Genomic DNA, 21,229 nt, shown 5'->3' with positions numbered 1-21,229 from the left:
TGTGTACTCATGAGCAGACATCAATACGGGACAGCCTTCATGCTGTGTATGCTCGCAGGGGCGCTGCCGGGCGTGACGTATGCGCAGACAACACCGTCCTGGGTGTATGATGCGGTAAATCAGTTGGAAGAGGAAGGATACCTCGATCTTGGCGGGAGAGATGCCGCAAGCATCCCGCGCGATGAGCTGACAAAGATCGTGGCGCAGGGGCTGCATGAGATTGACCGCATCCAGCAGGGCTCGCTTGCGGATGAGTACGGGCGTATTACGAGCCTTGCCATGCGTGATGAGGTGCATTTGAAGCTCTATCGGGAGCAGGAGAAAACTGCGCTCAAGGCGTATGAGCAGGCGGACGCGAATGCAAAACAGGCGGAGGAGATGCTTGTACGTCAGTCCATGCGCGGTGTGAACCGTCTTGAGATTATGCGCCCTCTGCAGGAACGCGCTGCGAGTGCACGTCGCGAGCTTCAGTATACGGCACGCGATTATGCACTGGCACAGATGCGGCGGCAAAAATCGGAGATTGCCTTTGCCAAGGTGCAGGAGCGACAGCAGAATATATTTAAGCGGATGAGTAGCGCTATGGAGGATGCTTCCGGCGGCAGTGCGGACACAGAGCCTCTTGTCCATCCTTCGGTGATTGCTACGGCGGCGCATCTGCGTGCGGAGTTTATCGAGGAGTTGACGGACGGCGGCTATACGGACAATGAGAATGCGGAGCGTCAGCTCTACTCGTCGACGCGTCTGGTTGAGGTTCCGGAGAAGCGCTTGAAGATCGACGGACAGGTGCGTATTGATGCGTCCCGCGCTGCCGGGATCGAACGTCCTACGAACCGTTCGCGTGCCCGTATTCGCGGTCGTATTTATCCGGACTATAACATCGACGGGAACTGGCACGCTGTCGGTATGGTCGAATATGAAAAGACGCTGACCGGCGGCGGTGACAAGGATGGCAAACTAAAGCTCGACCGCTACTATCTTACGGGGCGTTCCGGCATCTTTGACGTGACGGCGGGTGTCTTTGGCTCGACGATGGCGGAGGGCAATATCTACGACAGCAAGTTCCGTGGGATACGGCTCTCCACGGGAAAACCCGTGACCTATACGGCGGAGTACGGAAAGATCGAAAAGGCAAAGACCGTGACGGGGCTGACCGCCTCCTACGATGCCAAGACCTACACGGCAGAGGCGGGGATGTACCGTTTTGACAAGATCGGAAGTGCGACGCGCAATATCTATATGCTGAACTACCGCAAGCCGATTGGCGCATTTGATTTTGGTGCGATGCTCCTGCACGGCAGGGATCATGCGGCAGGAAACGGTACGGGTTATGTGCTCACGCTGTCGAAAGTCGGCGGTGGTGCGTGGCGTCCCGGGTCATTCTCCTATTGGCTGAAATACTATCACCAGCCAAGTTCCACCTATGTGAGCCATACGATGAACGGATCTGCGGACTACATGAACTTCGATGCCTCCGGTACGGGGGCAAGGCGCGGCGGATTCCGCGGTTGGGGAACGGGATTGTCGTATACGGTGAAGAAGGATCTGATCTTTGCGCTTGAGTACTATGATCTGTACGATCTGACGACCGGGCACAGAAGCCGTACAATTTGGGGGGCGCTGACGGCGTATTTTAAAAACTACGAGGAATGATAGGAAAGGGGGCTAGAAGATGTTGGAGAGGCTGAAATGCGGCGGTGAGAAACTTGCCGTCGTCGGGTTGGGGTACGTCGGGCTGCCGCTCGCGGCAGCATTTTCCAAACATTTTTCGGTCATCGGTTATGACCGTGATGAGGAAAAGATTGCAGCATATCGTGCGGGACAGGATCCCACCGGAGAGATCGGTACACAGGGACTGGCGGAGAGCCGGATCGACTATACCTGCGACGAGGGGCGTCTGCGCGAGGCATCCTTTCTCATCGTTGCTGTCCCGACCCCGATCAACGGGGACAAGACGCCCAACCTTGAGCCGCTGAAGGGGGCGACGCGCTTGATCGGGCGCAACCTGCGGCGCGGCAGTATCGTCGTTTATGAGTCCACGGTCTATCCTGGGGTGACGGAGGATGTTTGTCTGCCGCTTTTAGAGGAGGTCTCCGGTCTGCACGCGGGTGAGGATTTCCGCGTAGGATATTCCCCGGAGCGAATCAATCCCGGGGATCGTGTGAACCGTCTGGAAAATATTGTAAAGATCGTCTCCGGTATGGATGCGGAGACGCGGAACGATATTGCGGAAGTCTACGGGACTGTGGTGCAGAACATCTACCGCGCCTCCTCGATCCGTGTGGCAGAGGCGGCGAAGGTGGCGGAGAATGCACAGCGCGACATCAACATCGCCTTTATGAACGAACTTTCGATGGTCTTTCATCGCATGAACATCGACACCAATGAGGTCGTCGCGGCGATGAATACGAAGTGGAACGCGCTCGGCTTCCGTCCGGGGCTTGTCGGCGGACACTGCATCGGCGTGGATCCGTATTACTTCATCTATCAGGCGCAGAATCTCGGCTATCACTCGCCGCTGATCTCAATGGGACGGCAGATCAATGACGGCATGAGTTCGTATGTCGCGCAGTGCATCGTACGGGAACTCGTGCGTGCGAAGCTGGATCTGGCGGTGACACGCATCTTTCTCCTCGGCATGACGTTCAAGGAGAACTGTCCCGATACGCGCAATTCGCGCGCGGCGGATGTCTACCATATGCTTGCGGAGTACAACCTGAACCTCTGGGCGGTTGATCCCCATGTATCGGAACAGTCCCTGCACCATGAATACGGTCTCGGTCTCGTGCCGCTTGCCGATGTGCGCAATGCGGACTGTGTCGCGTTCCTCGTCGCTCATGAGGAGTTCAAAAACTTGACGTGGAAGCAGGTAAAGTGTATGTTCCGTGCGGATGGACCGCGGCTTCTCATTGATGTGAAGGGGCTGTTTTCGCGTGAGGAGGCTGAATATGAGGGATTCCGCTACTGGAGTCTCTGAGAAAGGAAGGGGCAGCGGATGAACTATCGGAAGATGGGCGTCTTTGCGCTTCTCGGTATTCTGGTCGCCTGCGGTATTTTGGTGATCCTGCGGGATTACGTTATCGATCGTTCCAATTCAAATGCGGAGCTGACCGATCTCAGTGCGGTCTACACTGCCTCCGAGGAGATCGCAGCTGCCACGCAGCGTCTTGCGGACGGTGTCAAACCCGCGGAGGTTATCACCCGTCTGCAGGATAACAGCGCACGCGTAGCAATTGTACTGGACGGACTGCCGGAGCGGGCGCTTGCAGAGCGTCTCTTGGATGTTCTGGAAAAGCATAACGCACCGGCGATATTTTTTGTCGAGGGACAGAATGCGGCAGATCAGCCGGAGACGATTCTGCGGATTTTCAATACGGGCTATGAGATTGGCAACTATACTTTTGTCGGCATTAGCGGTGCGGAGAACCTTCAAACGGATCGGCTGCTCAGTGAACTGTGTCGTACCCAAAAGGTCGTTGCAACCCTCTCTCCAAAGGCACCGACACTCTTTCGTGCGCCGCGTACCAACTACACCGATTCACTCCTGCAGGCATTGACAGCGGCGGAGATTGAATACGCAGTCAAAGAGAATGTGCGGCATAAGGCGGGAACGTTCCGCGACGAGGCGGATGCCGCCGCTTTTGCCGCATCCGTACCGCGCGGCAGCATCATTGCGATCACGCTGACCAGACCGGTCGACCCGTTGGCAAAGGATGCGGGCAAGACGGACGAGCGGCCGGCGGTGGACAAAAAGCCGAGCATCGAGGATCCGCCCGCTGTTCGGAACACGCCGCCGCCGCCCGATCCTGCCGATGAGCTGGACTGGCTGCTCACGGGACTGGAGCGTGCAGGCATGAAAGTGATTGATATTCACGATTTTCGTAAGATTCATTATATCCCGGCGGCACCGGAAGTTCCTGCGATGCCGCTCGGTCAGACAGGCAGGTGAGAGCATTTGGCGCAGCAGACAATCGGACTTGACGAGCGCGAGAAATTAAAAAAGCTCGCTGGTCAGGCATCGGGGGATGGGCGGGACATCCTGTATGAGGAGAAACAGGATCGCCGCCTCCTCTCTCATGTGCCGGATTCGACGGGGCATCGCAGCAATCACAGCAGACGCGGTGCGACGAATGTGACCAACTCCGAGGACTATGTACGCTATGAGCAGGACGCGAAGAACGGGCAGCGCTATCTCGTTGACTATCCGGTCGATATTCGCCTGCCGGGCGGCGGGCTTCTCTCGGGGCGTGCCGTCGACATCTCCACGACGGGGATCCTCGTGCGTATGGATCAGGTTCCGGGACGCGCGGCACCGACGTTTGAGGGGGAGGTGACGCTGACCTTCGAGATCACCCCGGGTTCGATGCCCGAGGGCTACGAGATGAAGGTGAAGAAGCTCCCCGCCAAGGTCGCGCGACGGTTCGACGTGGAGGCGGGAACGCTCTACGGCATGGAGTTCAAAAAGAGTCTTGCAGAATATGCCGCCTCCCAGCGGCGTGACTATATGCTGTGGATTGCATCGGCGTTTCTTGCGGTCATTGCGTTCATTATTGTGCTCATGCGTGCCGAGTCTGTGATCTACTTCAAGTTTAACCGCTGGCTCTATCTCTACAGCATCATTGCCGCGACGTTTCTTCTGACGCGCTATCTGTTTGCCTCGTTCTATCGTCCCGTACGGATCGACCCGGACTTTACGCCGGGGGTTTCCATCATCATCCCGTGTTTTGACGAGGAGGAATGGATTCAACGGACGATTCACAGCTGCATCAATCAGGACTATCCTGTGGACAAACTTGAGGTGATCATCGTTGATGATCACTCGAACGACCGCTCTGTCGAACGCGTTCAGGACATGATCGCGCAGCTGAAGGCTGCGGATACGAGCGACAATGCCTATCGCGTTTCCGAGCGCATCCAATTCCTTCAGCAGCCGGCCAATATGGGCAAGCGTGACGCGATGGCGCGCGGTGCGCTTGCGGCAAAACACGAGCTGCTGGTGTTCGTGGACTCCGACAGCTTTCTCGATCCGTTTGCCGTACGCAACATCGTACAGCCGTTCAAGGACAAGGAGATGGGCGGTGTATCGGGACGTACGGATGTGGCGAATACCTATACGAATGCACTGACGAAAATGCAGGCGGTGCGCTACTCGGTTGCATTCCGTATCATGAAGGCGGCGGAGGGATATTTCGACGCGGCGACCTGTCTCTCCGGGCCTCTTTCCTGCTACCGCAAGGATCTCGTGCTCAAGTATCTGGACGACTGGCTGAACCAGACCTTCCTTGGACAGAAGGCGACGTTCGGGGACGATCGCAGTATGACGAATTTTATCCTGCGCCACAATCGGACGACGTATCAGGATACTGCCGTCTGTATGACGATTGTGCCGCGCTCGTACAATGTTTTCCTGCGCCAACAGATGCGGTGGAAGCGTTCGTGGCTGCGTGAGTCGCTGATCGCCTCACGCTATATGTGGAAGAAGGAGCCGTTCATGTCGCTCGGCTTCTATATGGGGGTTCTTGTTCCGATTGCCGCGCCGATCATCGTGCTCTACAACTTCTTCTATGTGCCGATTATGCACCGTGTGTTCCCGACGAGTTTCCTCATCGGTATGATGATGATGGCGCTGCTGATGAGTATGGCACAGCTTCTCATCCGCCGCAGTACGACGTGGGTCTATGCGCTGTGGTTCTGCATTTATTATGAGGCGGTTCTGCTCTGGCAGATGCCGGTAGCATGGGTCACGTTCTGGAAGACGACGTGGGGGACACGTCTCACATTGGCGGATCTGGAGGAGATACAGAAGAAGCAGAACAAGCAGAGCAAGTCGCCCCCGCATCATGTGGAAGTGGGTGAGACAGGATGAGCGGGAGGAATGCGCCGCAGAGCCCGCCTGTTGAGGTCGGTCTTGAGGAATTTACGAGGCGGAAGAACCGCTGGAAAATGGCGCGTGTCGTTGTGCAGTTTATCATTCTGCTTGTGGCATTCTCCATCCTTTTGAGTTTCTTCTTTACGTTCAAGACCTATATGGCATTTGATGATGCCGCGGTCAGTACGGAGGATCGCGGCTTTATTGCGCTCTCTTATTTCGGTGTTGACCGCATCGGCGACACGAGCACGTTGATCGGCAAGGAGCAGCTGCGCCGCCAGCTGACGGAGCTGCACGATCAGGGCTATGTGACCATCACACAGAAGGACATCCTCGACTACTACCGCAAGGAAAAACCGCTGCCGCCGCGCGCCCTTTATCTGATGTTTGAGGATGGGCGGCGGGATACGGCGATCTTTGCGCAGGAGATTATGGAGGATCTGAACTTCAAAGCGACGATGATGACCTATCCGGAGAAGTTTGCCCATGAGGATCCGAAATTTCTCCGTCCGAGGGATCTTCATGAGATGGAGCAGTCTTCCTTCTGGGAGATGGGGACGAACGGATACCGTCTGGAATACATCAACGTCTTTGACAGGTACCACAATTTCATCGGTGAGATCGACCCCCTGCGCTTTGATATGATACGCCCCTATCTCGGGCGACGCTACAACCACTATTTGATGGACTACATCCGGGATAAGGATGATATTCCCGTGGAGAGCGAGCGTCATATGAAGGAGCGTGTCAGCTACGACTATATGCGTCTGCGCGACATCTATGAGGAGGAACTCGGCTATGTGCCGCAGACGCACGTCTTGATGCACGCAAATACGGGGCGGTTCGGCAATCATCCGCTGGTCAGCGCGGTCAATGAACGCTGGATACGTGACCTCTTTCCGATGAACTTTAACCGTGAGGGGTTCGTGCTCAACCAGCGCGGGAGCAGTCTGTATGATCTCACGCGTATGCAGCCGCAGCCGTATTGGCCGATCAACCACCTGCTCATGCGCATCAAATACGATACGAATGACGATCTTACCTTTGTGGAAGGGTCGCAGGAGAGCCGGGCGGCGTGGGAACTCATGGAAGGTGCGCTTGAGGCGCGGGACGAGTCCCTGATCCTGACGACCATGCCGGAGGGCAGGGCACTGGCGCGCCTGCAGGAGGGGATGGAGCCGCGTGATCTGCGCTTTGAGGCGGAGATGGAGGGCAATGCCTTTGGGGCGCAGCAGATCTACCTGCGCAGCACGCCCGATCTCAGCAGCGCGATCAGTGTTCAGATGGTCAATAACTTCCTCGTGGTCACGGAGATCATTGGCGGGGTGGAGCGGGAGCTCTATCGGGAGAAAATTCCTGTCATCCTCGAAGAAAACATCCCCTCTGTTGAGGAGGATCGCCGCGATGCGATGGTGCGTGAAAATGAGGCGTTTGCGCGCTATGCGCCGTCGCCCATCGCCGCGCAGGAATATCTCGGACGCGCTGAGACGCTGCGCGATACGCCTGTCGCCACGGTTGCGGACGGTGCGGAACCGTATGAGGGAACGCAGAGCTTCCATCGCCGCAGCAAGCACAAGCTCGTGATTCTGCTGCGCGACGATCTTCTGTCGGTTGAAATCGACGGACATACGGGACCTCGGGATCTGCCCGTGCGTCTGACGGAGCGCGGCAGCATCTTCCTCGGTGCATCGTGGAAGGGCGAGGCGTGGAGTCAACGCAATCTGGCCGACGATGTCTACGACGGCGTTTTTCATCAGGTTCGTATCCTCACGAATACCGGACGCACCGGCGCTGAGGAGCGTGTGGTCTATTCCAGCGAGTATACGGGCTGGGAGAAGACCAAGAAGAATATGGAAGACCGGTGGAATGCCATCATCAACTGGTTCTTGAAGTATTTGTGATAATGGTTCGAAGGAGAATGATCTATGCGTTCAGGCATGGTTTGCCTGTTGTTTGCGGCAAGCGTCCTGCTGGGGGGTTGCGCTGAGGCGGAACCGCTGCAGAGCGGACATCACACGCCGGTACATCTTGCAACGTGGCACGCCTATTGGGATATGGAGAGCGGCACACAGGATCACGCAGCGCTTCGCAAGAAGATGGATGCCGTTTCCTATTTTGCTGTTTCCTATGACGAGAATGATGCCCTGTATGTACCGGAAGAAATTCGTTCCATGGCACAGGAGTACAAGGGGAAGAAGTTCGAAACATATCTGAGCTTTACGAATGATATTGTTGGAAAACGTCGCTCGGAGAAGGATCGGGATCTCCTTCGCCGTCTGCTGCGGGATGATGCCGCCATCGACCGCACGGTCGGAGAGATGGTGGGGCTTGCAAAGGAGTTTGGCGTTTACGGTGTGGAGCTGGACTATGAGAACTTTGCAAAGGATCAGAACCTGCTCCAACGCTATCTCATCTTGACCTATCGGCTTTCTACTGCCTGTATGCAGAATGATTTGAAGCTTCGCATTGTGCTTGAACCGTCTGTCCCGTTTGATGCGGGATTTGCGAAAGGTCCCGAGTACGTCGTCATGCTCTACAATCTCTATGGCAAGCACAGTGGTCCGGGCGCAAAGGCGGACGGTGCATTCATCGAAAAGATCCTTGCCAAGATGGAGGCATTGCCCGAAAAACGTTCGGTTGCCTTTGCAACGGGCGGCTGTCTGTGGCAGGACTACGGTCTGTTCGGATTAAAGAGCGGTGAGCGCCGCTTTATCACCGAGCGGGAGGCGGTGCATCTCGCGGAAATGCACAAAGCCGTGCCGGAGCGCGATGCGGAGAGCGCGGCACTGCACTTCCGTTTCGAGGCGGACGGACATGAAACGGAGGTCTGGTACGCGGACAGTGAAACGCTGAACGCGTGGATCACACTTGCCGCAAATCGCGGCATTTCCTCTGTGAGCATCTGGCGTCTCGGCGGAAATGTCAGTCTCGGGCAGATACGAAATCAGTAAGTCATTTCCATTTTATGAGAGGAGGAGGATCATGCGGAATCAGGGAACACTCTGTATATTGTTGAGTGTATTCTGCGTGTTCACCCTGTTCGTTGGTATGCGGGAGGCGGCGGCAGAGACCGACTATACCGCCCTGCGTGCGGCAAATGCCGGAAAAATGGCACAGCGTCAGCCATTTCTCCTCACGGTCAAACCGGTTGTGATCTTTACGTTTGGAGGCTTGTCACAGCAAGAGCCTCTGGAGGATGTTCTTGCGGTTCTGGCGGAACGTGGGATGCGCGGAACGTTCTTTGTCACGGAGCGCGAGCTCCAACGCAATGCTGACAATATCGAACGTATTGTTGCAGCGGGACAGGATCTCGGCATCGGTCTGCGCCCGGAGGCGGGGGCGGACTTCGCTGCGTACTGTGCGCAGATCGAGCGCATTCAAACGGAACTCAAGATACGTTATGGTATTGAAACGAATGTTGTCCGCCAGATGTCCGGTGCAGATGAGGATGCAATCAACGAGGCGGTATCGGCGATGGGATGCATTCTCGTGGGGCAGGGGCTCAATGTCGTACAGTCCAAGCACAAGGATGCACAGACGGCGGAGGAACTGATGCCGCAGCTCTTCGGCCGTTGGACAACCTCGTTGAATCGTGGCGAGGTCGTCTATCTGCGTACGGACTTTTATACACGTACCGCACTTACGGCTGAGATTTTTCGCGCGATTCTTGCCGAAAAACTCGACAACATCGCCTATCATGCGCCGGGGGCATCCAATGCACAGATGGCACAGGAGAGTATGGGATCGGGGTATACAGGAGTTTCTGTGCAGGACGTTTTGTCGGATACATCCACCCGGTATACATATCCTGTCGATGTAAATACGCTGCCCGAGGAGATTCGCCCCTACGAGCGTGCGGAAAAATTGACCGAAAAGACGGTCGCCAAAGAATTTTTAAAGAGGTACATCGGTGCTCCCGAGGTCGGGGAAACGGATCGTATGCTCGGATTTTCACGCACGGAGATGCGCCAGGCGGATCGTACCGGCATCGTCAAGACCGTTGCGGATAATACGGTGTTTTTTACGTTTGATGATTGGGGCAGCGATGACTCGGTCAATCATCTGCTCTATGTACTGCGCAAGCATCAAGCGCATGGAACATTCTTTGTTATTACAAGAAGCATCCACAATAATCCAAACCTTTTGCGTGCGATTGCTGCGGAGGGACAGGAGATTGGAAGTCATACGAACGGACATATACCGATGACTGTTCAGGATGAAAAGGGACGTCAGATCCCCGTCCAACATCCGGAGGAGTACTATGAAGATGTGCGCTCCTCCTATGAAAAGCTGGCGATGACGGTCGGCGATATGAAACTCCCCTCGGGACGCTATGCTCTTACGCGTCTTCTGCGCCCGCCGACGCTTGCTGTCAGCCGCATGGGCGCAACGGCAATTTTCAACAACGGATTTGGCTATATTGTCAACGGCAGCGGCAGTACGGAGGACTACAGCACGGTCTCGATGGAGTCGTTGGTCGGGATTCTCCATCATTTGACACACGAGGAGGACGGAACGGTGAAGCGCGGTGCGATTCTCGTTATGCACATGAGCTCGACTTCACTGGCTACGTCCAAGGCGCTCGATATGCTGCTGACGGCAAATGATGCGCTGCCCGATGGGCATCCCGGTAAATTCAAAACCGGTTTCCTCGGTGATTATCTTACGGATGACTACGATCAGTCGATGAAGCAGGTTCCACCTGAAAAGGGATACAAACTTCATTAAAAAGAAAATCCCCTTGCACAGTTCTCTGCGTGAGAATTGCGCAAGGGGATTGTTCGTTAGCCGCGGTTTCGCCGTGCAAGGATGCGGATGACCTTTGCACCGGTGCTCTTGATCTTTCGGATGGGCGCGACGTGCGTCGTGGTCTTGGGGCGAATCTCGGCAGGGGAGCGGAAATCGCCGCGCCGCAGATGCGTCGTCTTTGTCTTTTCGGGTTGGAATGCCTTGCGCAGGATACGTGCGATCGGGTCGAGTGCGGCATTCTCTGCGCAGAGATAGATGTCGAGCGAGACGTGATGGAGTTCCGGGTGGATGTGAACCGCCAGATGCCCGTTCGGCAGCAGTGCCATCAGAGAGATGTGTCCGTTTTCCTGCACCTCGCTGATGATCTGCAAGGGAACGAGATCCAGTTCCCTGAGCGCTGTGGAGACCTTGGCGCGCACCGCCGCTTCATCACAGCATTGTTCCGCTTTGCAGTTATAAAAATCCACTGTCAGCAACCTTGCTTGAATGTTCATTCGCATCCGTCTCCTTATACAGTGCATATCATTTGATTTCATTATATGGAAAACAGTGCTGTCCGTCAAGGAATCTGGTCAAAATGTCCTAAACGGGATAAAAAGATTGTGCATTTCATTTTATCAGTGATTCCCAAAATATCATGGAAAAATAAACGTACATATGCTATACTGAAACTGCACGCCTGTGTGCTGTGCATGAATTTATTGATACGGATACATCTCATTTGATGGAAGGAGACTCCATTTACAATGTTTGGTCTTTTTGGCGGTCACGATATGGGGATTGACCTCGGTACGGCGAATACTCTGGTACATGTCAAGGGGCGCGGAATTGTGCTGCGTGAGCCGTCTGTTGTTGCGATAAAGAGTGATTCGGGTGATGTACTCGCCGTGGGCGAGGAAGCAAAGCAGATGATCGGGCGTACGCCCGGCAATATCGTCGCGATTCGTCCGATGAAGGACGGCGTGATTGCAGACTTCGATGTGACGCAGGCGATGCTGAAATATTTCATTCGCAAGGCGATGCGTTCGAAGTCGTTCGTCCGTCCGCGCGTCGTGGTCGGTGTCCCCTCCGGTGTGACGGAGGTCGAGAAGCGTGCGGTCATTGACGCGGCACAACAGGCGGGGGCGCGCGAGGCGTATCTGATCGAGGAGCCGATGGCGGCGGCGATCGGCGCGGGGCTTCCCGTGGAGGAGGCGACGGGCAGCATGGTCGTCGACATCGGCGGCGGTACGACGGAGATCGCCGTCATCTCGCTCGGCGGTATTGTAACAAGCCGCTCCATCCGCATCGGCGGCGATGAGATGGACTCCGCGATTGTGCAGTACATTAAGCGGATGTATAACCTCATGATCGGCGAGCGTACGGCGGAGGAGATCAAGATCACGGTCGGTACGGCGATTGTGACCCCGGATACGGATCGTACGATGGACATTCGCGGGCGCGATCTCGTGAGCGGTCTGCCAAAGACGCTGACGATCCGTGCCAAGGAGATCCGCGAGGCGTTGAATGAGCCGATCTACAAGATCATCGACGCAGTGAAGGGGACGCTCGAAAAGACCCCGCCGGAACTCGCAGCGGATGTTATGGATCATGGGATCATGATGACGGGCGGCGGTGCGCTGCTCTTGAATCTGGACAAGCTGCTCTCGCATGAGACGGGGATGCCTGTGCTCGTGTCCGAGGACGCACTTTCCTGTGTCGGAGAGGGGACGGGACGCACGCTCGAAAATATTGGGCTGCTCAAGAATGTCGTCATGTCCTCGAAGAAACTGAAGCAATGATTGACCGAATCGGACGGGCGCGGCAGGCGGGACGCAAGATCTGGGCACTGCTTTTCGTTCTGCTCGCTCTTTTCTGTGTTATTTTCTTCGCCGCACGCGGCCGATTTCAGGCATCCGCATCGACGAGTACGGTGGGGGCTGTGCTTGCCCCGTTTGAAATGGTGTTTTCCTATGTGGGGCAGCAGGTTCAACATATAACATCGAATCTGTGGGAAATCGCTACGGTGCATGAGCAGAATAAGATGCTCAAAAATGAGGTTGAGCAGCTGCGCCGGCAGAATACAATGGCAGAGGAATATGCGGCGGAGAATGTGCGGCTGCGGGAACTTCTTGCCTACAAGCAGTCGGCACAGCAGTTCGATCTCCTTGCTGCGCGTGTGATCGGCAGGGATGCGGCACTCTGGACGAGTACGATCGTTGTGGATCGCGGCTCGAAGGATGGCGTGCGTGAGAATATGCCTGTCGTGACGGGCAAGGGGCTCGTGGGGCGTGTGACGGAGGTTGCGCCGCTCTCGTCGAAGGTGCAGCTGATCCTCGATGTGCGATCCTCGGTCGGAACGCTCGTTCAGCGCACAGAGTCGCGTGTGACGGGCATTGTCACGGGGACGATGGACAATCCGTATATGCCGCAGATGGTGAACATCCCGCGCAATGCGGATGTGCAGGACGGCGATACCATCGTGACATCCGGCTTTGGCGGCATTTATCCCAAGGGGATTCCCGTGGGGACGATTGTCGCGCAGCACAGCGATGATACGGGGCTCTTAAAGGTGGCTCTGCTGGAAACGGCAGTGGATTTCCAGCGGCTTGAGGATGTGGCGATTGTCACGGCATCCCGTGAGGCTCCGCCGGCACCGATTCAGCCCACGCCGCTGAGTCCGGGGGCTGCTGCGGCGGCACAGATCTCTGCAACACAGACAAAGGCGGCGGAGCAGTGAAGAAGTATAAGTTTTTCGTCCTGTTCTTTCTTGGGCTTTTTGTGCTGCAATTTTCTTTTCTGCCGTTGATTTCGATCTATGGGATTGTGCCGGATCTGCTCCTTTTGGCGACGGTTTCCTTTGCGTTTTTGCGCGGCAGTGCATGGGGCAGCCTCATCGGTTTTGCACTCGGTCTGATGGAAGATCTCAGTGTGGGGTCGTTTTTCGGTCTGCACGCGTTTACGCTGACGCTGATCGGTCTTTTTTTTGGACGTTTCTCGGATCGTGTGTTCAAGGAGCAGTTCTTTTTGCCGATCACGGCATCGGTTGCGGCAACGTTTGCCAAATATCTGATTTCGGCATTGATTGTCTATTTGCTTGGCTATCATTTTAATCCGTTTTTGCACATGGGACGTGTGCTCCTCATCCTGCTTCTGTTTCAGTTGATCTTTGCGTATCCGATTCACTGGGCGACGTTCCATCTGGATCGGCGGATTCATGATCCGGAGCGATAGGATTTCTCGGAGTGTAATTGTGAACGAAAATGAAGATTTTAGCGGACGTCTCCAATTCCTGATGTTGGTCATTGTGCTCATCATCGCGGTGCTGATCGGACGTGCGGGATATTTGCAGGTCTATGACGGGGAACGCTATGCGCGGCTTGCCGAGGGCAACCGTATCCGCATTATCCCTGCGGAGGCGGCGCGCGGGACATTCTACGACCGCAACGGAGAGCTCCTTGTGACGAACCGCCCCGGGTTTACGGTTTCTCTGCTCCCCCTGACAGAGCCGATCTCCCCCGAGGTGATTGCGCGTGTCTCAAAGCTCATCAATGTACCCGTGGAGGAGATTCAAAAGAAGATCGATGCGCACGTCGGATTTGACCCCATCCGCATCAAAAACGATGTCCTGCCGGACATCGTTACGATTATTGAGGAGCAGAAGGACGACTACCCGGGGGTCGTGATCGAGGTTCTGCCGATTCGTGACTATATCTACGGGGAGTACGCCTCGCATGTATTCGGCTATGTGAGTGAGATCAATGAGGAGGAACTGGAGCGGCGCAAGGATGAAGGTTATAAGTCCGGCTACATCATCGGCAAGTTTGGTCTGGAGCGTGTCTATGACAAGGAGGTGCGCGGCATCAACGGCGGCGATCAGGTGGAGGTGGATGTATCGGGACGGCCTGTACAGATCCTCGGACGCCAGTCGCCTGTGCCGGGGAACGATCTGATCTTGACGATTGACAAGCACATTCAGGAGGTGGCGGAACAGGCGGTTGATGCACAGCTCTCCATTGTGCACGCAAATGCGGCGGCAGCTGTGGTCATGAATCCGCAGACGGGCGAGGTGCTGGCGATGGTCAGCCGCCCCGCCTTCAATCCGAATCTCTTCGCGGGTGGGATCTCGACACAGAACTGGAATGTGCTGAACAACAATCCCTATCATCCGATGGACAACAAGGCGATCACAGGGGAGTACCCCCCCGGATCGACGTTCAAGATTGTGACGGGCACGGCGGCACTCGCCGAACACAAGGTAACGCCGCAGGAAAAAATATTTGACGCCGGTCATCACTGGATCATCCCCAAAACCAATGCGGGTGGGGAGGCTCTGGGTTGGATCAACTTCCAGGAGGCAATGGCGCACTCGGACAACGTGTATTTTTACGAAATGGGCAACCGTCTCGGCGTGGATGCGTTGGAACGTTATGCGCGTATGTTCGGACTCGGGATGCGGACGGGCATTGATCTGCCGTATGAGGCGGAGGGGCTTGTGCCGAACCGCAAGTACAAGCAGGAAAACTATGAGGATGGAGAATGGTATCTCTCCGAAACGTTCGATGCGGCGATCGGTCAGGGGTTCAATCTCGTAACCCCGCTGCAGGCGGCGATGGTCATGGGGGAGATTGCGGCAAACGGCAAACGCTTTCAGCCGCATCTCGTCCGGCGTATTGTGGATGTCAACGGGAATACGGTGCGCGAGTTTGAGCCAAAGCTCCTCTCGGAGCTGGAGGTAAGCCCGTCCGTGATCCACAACGTGCAGGAAGGGCTGCACGAGGTAACGAAGATCGGTACTGCCGCCGGGGTGTTTGCAGGATTTCCCGTCGACATTGCGGGCAAGACGGGAACGGCGGAAAACTCGCAGGGACGTGACCACGGGTGGTTCGTGGCATATGGTCCCTATGCCCATCCGAATATCGTGGTGGCAGTTATTGTCGAGCAGGGCGGCTTCGGCTCGCTGTCGGCGGTGCCGATCGGGCGCAGGATTCTGGAAGCTGCTTTTCGGCTGGATCGTGCGGTGCAGAACACAGGGAGCAAGTGAGGGACGGACATGAGCGAGGATAAGATCAAGATCAAAGGGGAAAACGGCGAGCTTGCACTGGATTTCCCTGCCGATATGCCCTTTTCGGAGATCATGGAGGAGTTGGAAAGAAAGTTGGACTCGGGAACCGGCTTTTTCCTGCGCGGTACGGTGGTGCGCGTGCCGCGCAATCACTTTGCAAAGGAATCGTTGGCGGCGGTGCAGGAACTCTTTCGGACGCATGGGCTGATCTGCCGTCCGGCAAAGCCGGAACCCGCTGCCCCGCTGCCCTCTCTGCCCCGCGAGGAACAGCCCGCCGTGGCAAAGACACAACAGGAGGCGGACACGCAGGAACTGCAGCGGATGCTCGTCGTCGATAAGACACTGCGCGGCGGACAGGCGGTGGAGACGGAAGGATCTGTCATTGTCTTTGGGAATGTCAATCCGGGGGCGCAGATCACGGCGGGCGGCAGCGTGGATGTGCGCGGTACCTGCCGCGGTGTTGTTCACGCGGGAGCTGCGGGGGATTCGACAGCGTTTATTATTGCGGATCATCTGATGCCGACACAGATTCGCATTGCGAACTATGTTGCGCGTCCGCCGGATGACTTGGAGGACTCCGACAAGGCGGAGCGTGCCTATGTGAAGGATGGTCAGATTGTCATTGAGCCAATAGAGAGGTAGGTTCGAAATATGAGTGAGATCTATGTTGTGACATCGGGCAAAGGAGGCGTTGGAAAGACAACAACGACGGCGAATCTGGGTGTGGGCTTTGCCATGCGTGGCAAGAGCGTCGTTCTCATTGATACGGATACGGGGCTGCGGAATCTCGATCTGCTGCTCGGTCTTGAGAACCGCATCATGTACGATCTGGTCGATGTGACCTCGGGGCGTGTACCGTATAAAAAGGCGCTTGTTCGTCACAAAAAATACGACTCGCTCTTTCTCCTGCCGACCTCTCAGGTCAAGGACAAGAGTGCCGTGAACCCGGAGGAGCTCGCTGTGCTCTGTGAGGAGCTGCGCCGCTCCTATGATATTATTATCATCGACTGCCCGGCGGGGATTGAGCAGGGGTTTCAGACGGCAATCGCCGCCGCCGATACGGCAATTGTGGTGACGATGCCGGAGATCTCGGCGGTGCGCGATGCGGACAAGATCATTGGGGAGCTCGGCCGCGCGGACAAGGAGGACATTCGCCTCATCGTGAACCGCATTCGTCCGAAGATGATCGAAAAGGGCGATATGCTCGATATGAACGACATCGACGAGATTCTTTCGGTGGGCTGCATCGGTCAGATCCCGGATGATGAGATGGTCGTGATGAGCACGAACCGTGGCGAGCCGTGTGTTACAATGCCGGATTCTCCCGCAGGACAGGCATATCTCGACGTGGTCGGTCGTCTGTGCGGTGAGGAGATTCCGTTCCGCGAGTTTACCAAGGAAAGTCTCTGGGATACAATTAAGAGCAAGCTCTTTGGACGCAAGTGAGGAGGGGACAGTGTGATTGAGATGCTGAGAAAGCTTCTTGGAAAAAAGGAAAGCTCCGGCGACGTTGCACGCCGCCGTCTTCAGCTTGTCATCATCAATGATCGGGCGAATGTCTCTCCGGAGATTATGGACAATATGCGTGCGGAGATTATTCAGGTGATTTCGAAGTATATGTATATCGATACGCGTGAGATGGAATTCTCCCTCGAAAATGAAAATGACACGATGGCGCTTGTCGTCAACATCCCTGTCGTCAGCGTTCAGCACGGCGGCAGCAATCCGTCAAGGCGCAGACGATGATCCTCTCGAAACGGCTTCTGCGCCGCACGGATGTGACGCTCATTGCTGCGGCGGCGGCAATTGTCGTCATGAGTCTTGTCATTATCGGCAGTGCGACGCACGTCAATACGCCGAGTGAGGAACGCTATTGGTTTGTGCAGCGACAGGGCATCTCGATTCTTGTGGACATTGCACTTGCGGCGTTCTGGATGAATTTCGATTACAAGATCTTACAGAGGTACGGCAACCACTTCTATGTGTTCAATCTGGTTCTCCTGATTCTCGTTATGCTGATCGGGCAGACGGCGCTTGGTGCGCAGCGGTGGATCGCACTCGGTCCGATCAGCATACAGCCGTCGGAGTTCTCAAAGCTCATCATGATCATCGCACTTGCTGCGATGATGGAAAAGCGCGGAAAGGTGCAGTCGCTCAGTGACCTTGCACCGATTGCCGCCTATGTCGGACTGCCGTTCCTGCTCGTTCTGAAGCAGCCGGATCTTGGCACATCGCTGGTCTTTCTGGCGATCTTCTTCGGGATGGTGTTCGTGGCAGGGATACGGCTGCGCATCCTCTTTTGGCTCTTTGGTCTCGGGCTTGCGGCGATGCCTGTACTCTGGCATTTTCTGAAGGACTATCAGAAGATGCGTATCATGGTGTTCCTGGATCCGAATGTCGACCCGCTCGGCGCGGGGTATCATATCATCCAGTCGAAAATTGCGATCGGCTCGGGGCTTCTCTTTGGCAAGGGACTGTTCGGCGGGACGCAGAGTCAGCTGAACTTCCTGCCGGAAAACCATACGGACTTTATCTTCTCCGTTGTGGGCGAAGAACTCGGATTCGTGGGCTGTGCTGTGCTGCTGCTGCTCTATCTCATCGTGCTCTGGCGCGGCATTCGAATTGCGCAGGATGCGAGCGATACGTTCGGGCGTCTGCTCGCGGTCGGCATCACGTCGATGATTGCGTTCCATGTGCTCGTCAACGTCGGCATGACGATGGGGATTATGCCTGTCACGGGGATTCCGCTGCCGCTCATGAGCTATGGCGTGAGTTCGCTCACGACAAATATCATGGCGATTGCCATTCTGCTGAACATTCAGCTGCGGCGGCAAAAGTTACTCTTTTAGACGAACATTCATGAGGCTGTGCGCCTTCGCGCGGCAGTCTCTTTTCTTTTTTGTGGGGGATAATGAAACAATGGTGCAGCTCGATCACAGCATCCTACAGTCGGTATTGAAACCGGCACGCTATACGGGCGGTGAGTGGAACGCCATACACAAGGATTGGGCTTCCGTCCAATGTAAATTTGCACTTGCGCTGCCCGATGTCTATGAGGTCGGCATGAGCAATCTCGGGCTCGCCATTCTCTATGAGATTCTGAACCGCCGTGCAGACATCCTTGCGGAACGTGTCTATGCGCCATGGGTCGATATGGAGGCGCAGATGCGCGAAAAGGGGATTCCGCTCTTTTCGCTCGAAAGCCATCGCCCGATTACGGCGTTTGATTTTCTCGGGTTCTCTCTCCAATACGAGATGATCTATTCGAATGTCCTCAATATGCTTGATTTGGCGGGTATCCCGCTCCATGCGCGGGAGCGCGGGGGCGATGTGCCGTTCGTCGTCGGGGGAGGGCCCTGTGTCTACAATGTCGAGCCTGTTGCGGACTTCTTCGATTTCTTCGTGATCGGTGAGGGCGAGGAGGCCGTGCCGGAGATCTGCGATGCCTTTATTGCGTGGGATTCCACAGGAAGGGATGGCGGGCGCAAGGGGTTCCTCACACGTTTGCTGACGATTGACGGGATCTATGTGCCTTCGTTCTATGAGCCGGTCTATGATGATGCGGGGAATTTCCGCGAACTGCGCGCACTGCATCCCGATGCGCGCTCTGTGATCTACAAGCGTGTCGTGCGGGATATGAACGGCGTTATGTCGGTCGAGCACCCGATTGTTCCCTATATGGACATTGTGCATAACCGCATGATGATGGAGCTCTTTCGCGGCTGCTCGCGCGGCTGCCGCTTCTGTCAGGCGGGCATCGCCTATCGCCCTGCGCGTGAGCGTACGGAGGAGCATTTGCGGCAGATGGCGCACGGTCTGGTCGAGGCGACGGGCTACGATGAGATGAGTCTCACATCGCTCTCCTCGGCGGACTACTCCTGTCTCGGGCGGCTCGTGGATGATCTGATGACGGACTATGCAGGGGAAAAACTCAGCTTCTCCCTGCCGTCGCTGCGCATCGACAGCTTCTCGATTGACCTTGCACATCGGATGCAGCAGGTGCGGAAATCAGGGCTGACCTTTGCGCCCGAGGCGGGGACGCAGCGCATGCGCGATGTCATCAACAAGGGCGTGACGGAGGAGAATCTGCTGACGGCGTGCGGCGCGGCGTTCCGCCACGGGTGGAAGCAGGTGAAGCTCTACTTTATGATGGGGCTGCCGACGGAGACGGATGAGGACATCATCGGCATTGCACACCTTGCGAAAAAGGTGGTTGATCTCTATACCGAGGTGCGCGGGCGGCGCGGATGCAAGGTGACGGTCTCCGTCTCCTGCTTTGTGCCAAAGCCGTATACGCCGTTCCAGTGGTTCGGACAGCTGCCGATGGAGGAGTTTCAGCGGCGGCAGCAGCTCCTCAAGGAGCATATCACAGATCGTTCGATTACGTTTCACTATCATGACGCGCGTCTTTCCGTGATCGAGGGGGTATTCGCACGCGGCGACCGCCGCCTTGCGCCTGCACTCTATGAGGCGTGGAGGAATGGTGCGAGGTTTGACGGCTGGTCGGATCTCTTTGACGACAGTCGCTATTTTGCCGCATTTGAGAAGTGCGGCATTGACCCTGAATACTATAGCCGCCGTACGCGCACGGTCGGAGAACCGCTGCCGTGGGCGCACACCTCCCCCGGGGTGCTTGAACGATTCCTGAAGTCCGAGTGGCAGAAGGCACTCGCGGCATCTCTCACAGAGGATTGCCGCCGCACGCACTGCACGGGCTGTGGAATATGCCCGACGCTCGGCGTGGATGTGATCGACTATGCCGGGACGGAGGCAGGGCATACGAATGCGGATGCGCCTGACGAACAGCATCGTACTGCCGGGGCGGATGCGCAAAACTCGCCCGCAGAGCGAAGTCGCTTCGTCTATCGCGCACTGATTACGAAGGGGGAGGAGCTGCGCTATGTCTCCCACCTCGACTATGCGAATCTCTTTGTCCGCGCGTGCAAGCGTGCGGGGCTGCCGATGGCGTATTCGGAGGGGTTCAACCCGCACATGAAGGTGGCGTTTGCCTCCGCACTTTCATTGGGGGCTGCGAGCGATGCGGAGTATGTGGATTTTGAGACGACGGAGAAAATTGCACCGGATACGATGCTGCGGCGGCTCGGGAAACATCTGCCGTGCGGGGCGCAGATCGTCCGTCTTAAGGTGTTGGAAGGAAAGCATAGGGCGCTGATGGCGGATGTGGACGAGGCTCGCTATCGGATTACCGTTCGCTATGCGGGAACGGCGGAAACGGTACACGCGAGTGTACGGCGTTACAATGCGGCGGAGAGTGCCGTGTGGGAGCGCGTCACGCCAAAGAAGAAGCGTATGATTGAGACAAAGGCGTACGTAAAAAAGCCCATCTCCTTCGCATGGGAGAATGGGCGGCTGACGTTTTGGATGAATCTCGTTGTGACCCCTGAGGGGAGTGTCAAGCCGATCGAGGTGTTGTCCGTGATGGTGCGCGACTTTGCCCTGCCGATTGACCCGCATGAGGCATATGTGACGCGCATCGGTCTGTTCGCGGACGGAAAAGCTCTGATTGACCGATAATTGATACAGCAATATGCGTGGAGTGCGTACGT

17 protein-coding genes are annotated in these 21,229 nt (G+C 56.3%); 16 read left to right on the top strand and 1 reads right to left on the bottom strand.

Features of this window, described 5'->3' with window-relative positions:
• Positions 1-9: 9 nt before the first annotated feature.
• The 7 genes from QU667_RS06850 to QU667_RS06820 are packed head-to-tail and all read left to right on the top strand — an operon-like array spanning position 10 to position 10,597.
• Entirely contained in the window at positions 10-1,653 is a 1,644-nt protein-coding gene (locus tag QU667_RS06850) for a translation initiation factor IF-2 (RefSeq protein WP_304986475.1), read from the top strand.
• A 19-nt stretch (positions 1,654-1,672) separates the two neighbouring features.
• The gene (locus QU667_RS06845; RefSeq protein ID WP_304986474.1) at positions 1,673-2,977 is read left to right on the top strand and encodes a nucleotide sugar dehydrogenase; all 1,305 of its coding nucleotides are present in this window, start codon (positions 1,673-1,675) and stop codon (positions 2,975-2,977) included.
• Positions 2,978-2,995: 18 nt separating this feature from the next.
• Entirely contained in the window at positions 2,996-3,949 is a 954-nt protein-coding gene (locus QU667_RS06840) for a polysaccharide deacetylase family protein (protein ID WP_304986473.1), read from the top strand.
• A gap of 6 nt (positions 3,950-3,955) precedes the next feature.
• Positions 3,956-5,866, top strand: coding sequence for a glycosyltransferase (locus QU667_RS06835; protein WP_425541893.1), 1,911 nt, complete (start codon positions 3,956-3,958; stop codon positions 5,864-5,866).
• Complete coding sequence (locus QU667_RS06830) at positions 5,863-7,770, top strand: polysaccharide deacetylase family protein (protein WP_304986472.1); 1,908 nt, start codon at positions 5,863-5,865, stop codon at positions 7,768-7,770. Before QU667_RS06835 ends, QU667_RS06830 begins: the two co-directional genes overlap by 4 nt.
• A 24-nt stretch (positions 7,771-7,794) precedes the next feature.
• On the top strand, positions 7,795-8,820 hold the full coding sequence (locus QU667_RS06825; RefSeq protein WP_304986471.1) for a glycoside hydrolase family 18 protein: 1,026 nt from the start codon (positions 7,795-7,797) through the stop codon (positions 8,818-8,820).
• Between the two features lie 31 nt (positions 8,821-8,851).
• Positions 8,852-10,597: a polysaccharide deacetylase family protein gene (locus QU667_RS06820; RefSeq protein WP_304986470.1), complete on the top strand. Its 1,746-nt coding sequence runs from the start codon at positions 8,852-8,854 to the stop codon at positions 10,595-10,597.
• Between the two features lie 56 nt (positions 10,598-10,653).
• Here QU667_RS06820 and speD read toward each other — a convergent pair whose 3' ends face one another.
• Complete coding sequence (speD, locus tag QU667_RS06815; protein WP_304986469.1) at positions 10,654-11,112, bottom strand: S-adenosylmethionine decarboxylase; 459 nt, start codon at positions 11,110-11,112, stop codon at positions 10,654-10,656.
• 252 nt (positions 11,113-11,364) lie between these two features.
• On the opposite strand from speD, the gene QU667_RS06810 reads away from it, so the two are divergent.
• From QU667_RS06810 to QU667_RS06770, 9 genes are all read left to right on the top strand, one after another.
• On the top strand, positions 11,365-12,399 hold the full coding sequence (locus QU667_RS06810) for a rod shape-determining protein (protein WP_304986468.1): 1,035 nt from the start codon (positions 11,365-11,367) through the stop codon (positions 12,397-12,399).
• The gene (mreC, locus tag QU667_RS06805) at positions 12,396-13,337 is read left to right on the top strand and encodes a rod shape-determining protein MreC (RefSeq protein ID WP_304986467.1); all 942 of its coding nucleotides are present in this window, start codon (positions 12,396-12,398) and stop codon (positions 13,335-13,337) included. Before QU667_RS06810 ends, mreC begins: the two co-directional genes overlap by 4 nt.
• A complete protein-coding gene (gene mreD / locus QU667_RS06800) occupies positions 13,334-13,831 on the top strand; it encodes a rod shape-determining protein MreD (RefSeq protein ID WP_304986466.1) in 498 nt (165 codons plus the stop codon). Before mreC ends, mreD begins: the two co-directional genes overlap by 4 nt.
• Before the next feature lie 19 nt (positions 13,832-13,850).
• Entirely contained in the window at positions 13,851-15,641 is a 1,791-nt protein-coding gene (gene mrdA / locus QU667_RS06795) for a penicillin-binding protein 2 (protein WP_304986465.1), read from the top strand.
• Positions 15,642-15,650: 9 nt separating this feature from the next.
• Complete coding sequence (minC, locus tag QU667_RS06790) at positions 15,651-16,304, top strand: septum site-determining protein MinC (protein ID WP_304986464.1); 654 nt, start codon at positions 15,651-15,653, stop codon at positions 16,302-16,304.
• Between the two features lie 9 nt (positions 16,305-16,313).
• Positions 16,314-17,108, top strand: coding sequence for a septum site-determining protein MinD (gene minD, locus QU667_RS06785; protein ID WP_304986463.1), 795 nt, complete (start codon positions 16,314-16,316; stop codon positions 17,106-17,108).
• Between the two features lie 12 nt (positions 17,109-17,120).
• A complete protein-coding gene (gene minE, locus QU667_RS06780; protein WP_304986462.1) occupies positions 17,121-17,408 on the top strand; it encodes a cell division topological specificity factor MinE in 288 nt (95 codons plus the stop codon).
• Complete coding sequence (rodA, locus tag QU667_RS06775; RefSeq protein ID WP_304986461.1) at positions 17,405-18,511, top strand: rod shape-determining protein RodA; 1,107 nt, start codon at positions 17,405-17,407, stop codon at positions 18,509-18,511. Before minE ends, rodA begins: the two co-directional genes overlap by 4 nt.
• Positions 18,512-18,581: 70 nt before the next feature.
• The gene (locus tag QU667_RS06770; protein ID WP_304986460.1) at positions 18,582-21,197 is read left to right on the top strand and encodes a TIGR03960 family B12-binding radical SAM protein; all 2,616 of its coding nucleotides are present in this window, start codon (positions 18,582-18,584) and stop codon (positions 21,195-21,197) included.
• The last annotated feature ends 32 nt before the right edge of the window (positions 21,198-21,229 follow it).

It is taken from the genome of Selenomonas dianae (assembly GCF_030644225.1).
Classification (GTDB): Bacteria; Bacillota; Negativicutes; order Selenomonadales; family Selenomonadaceae; genus Centipeda; species Centipeda dianae.
Note: the sequence above shows the minus strand (reverse complement) of the source record. Positions and strands in the feature narration are given on the sequence as shown.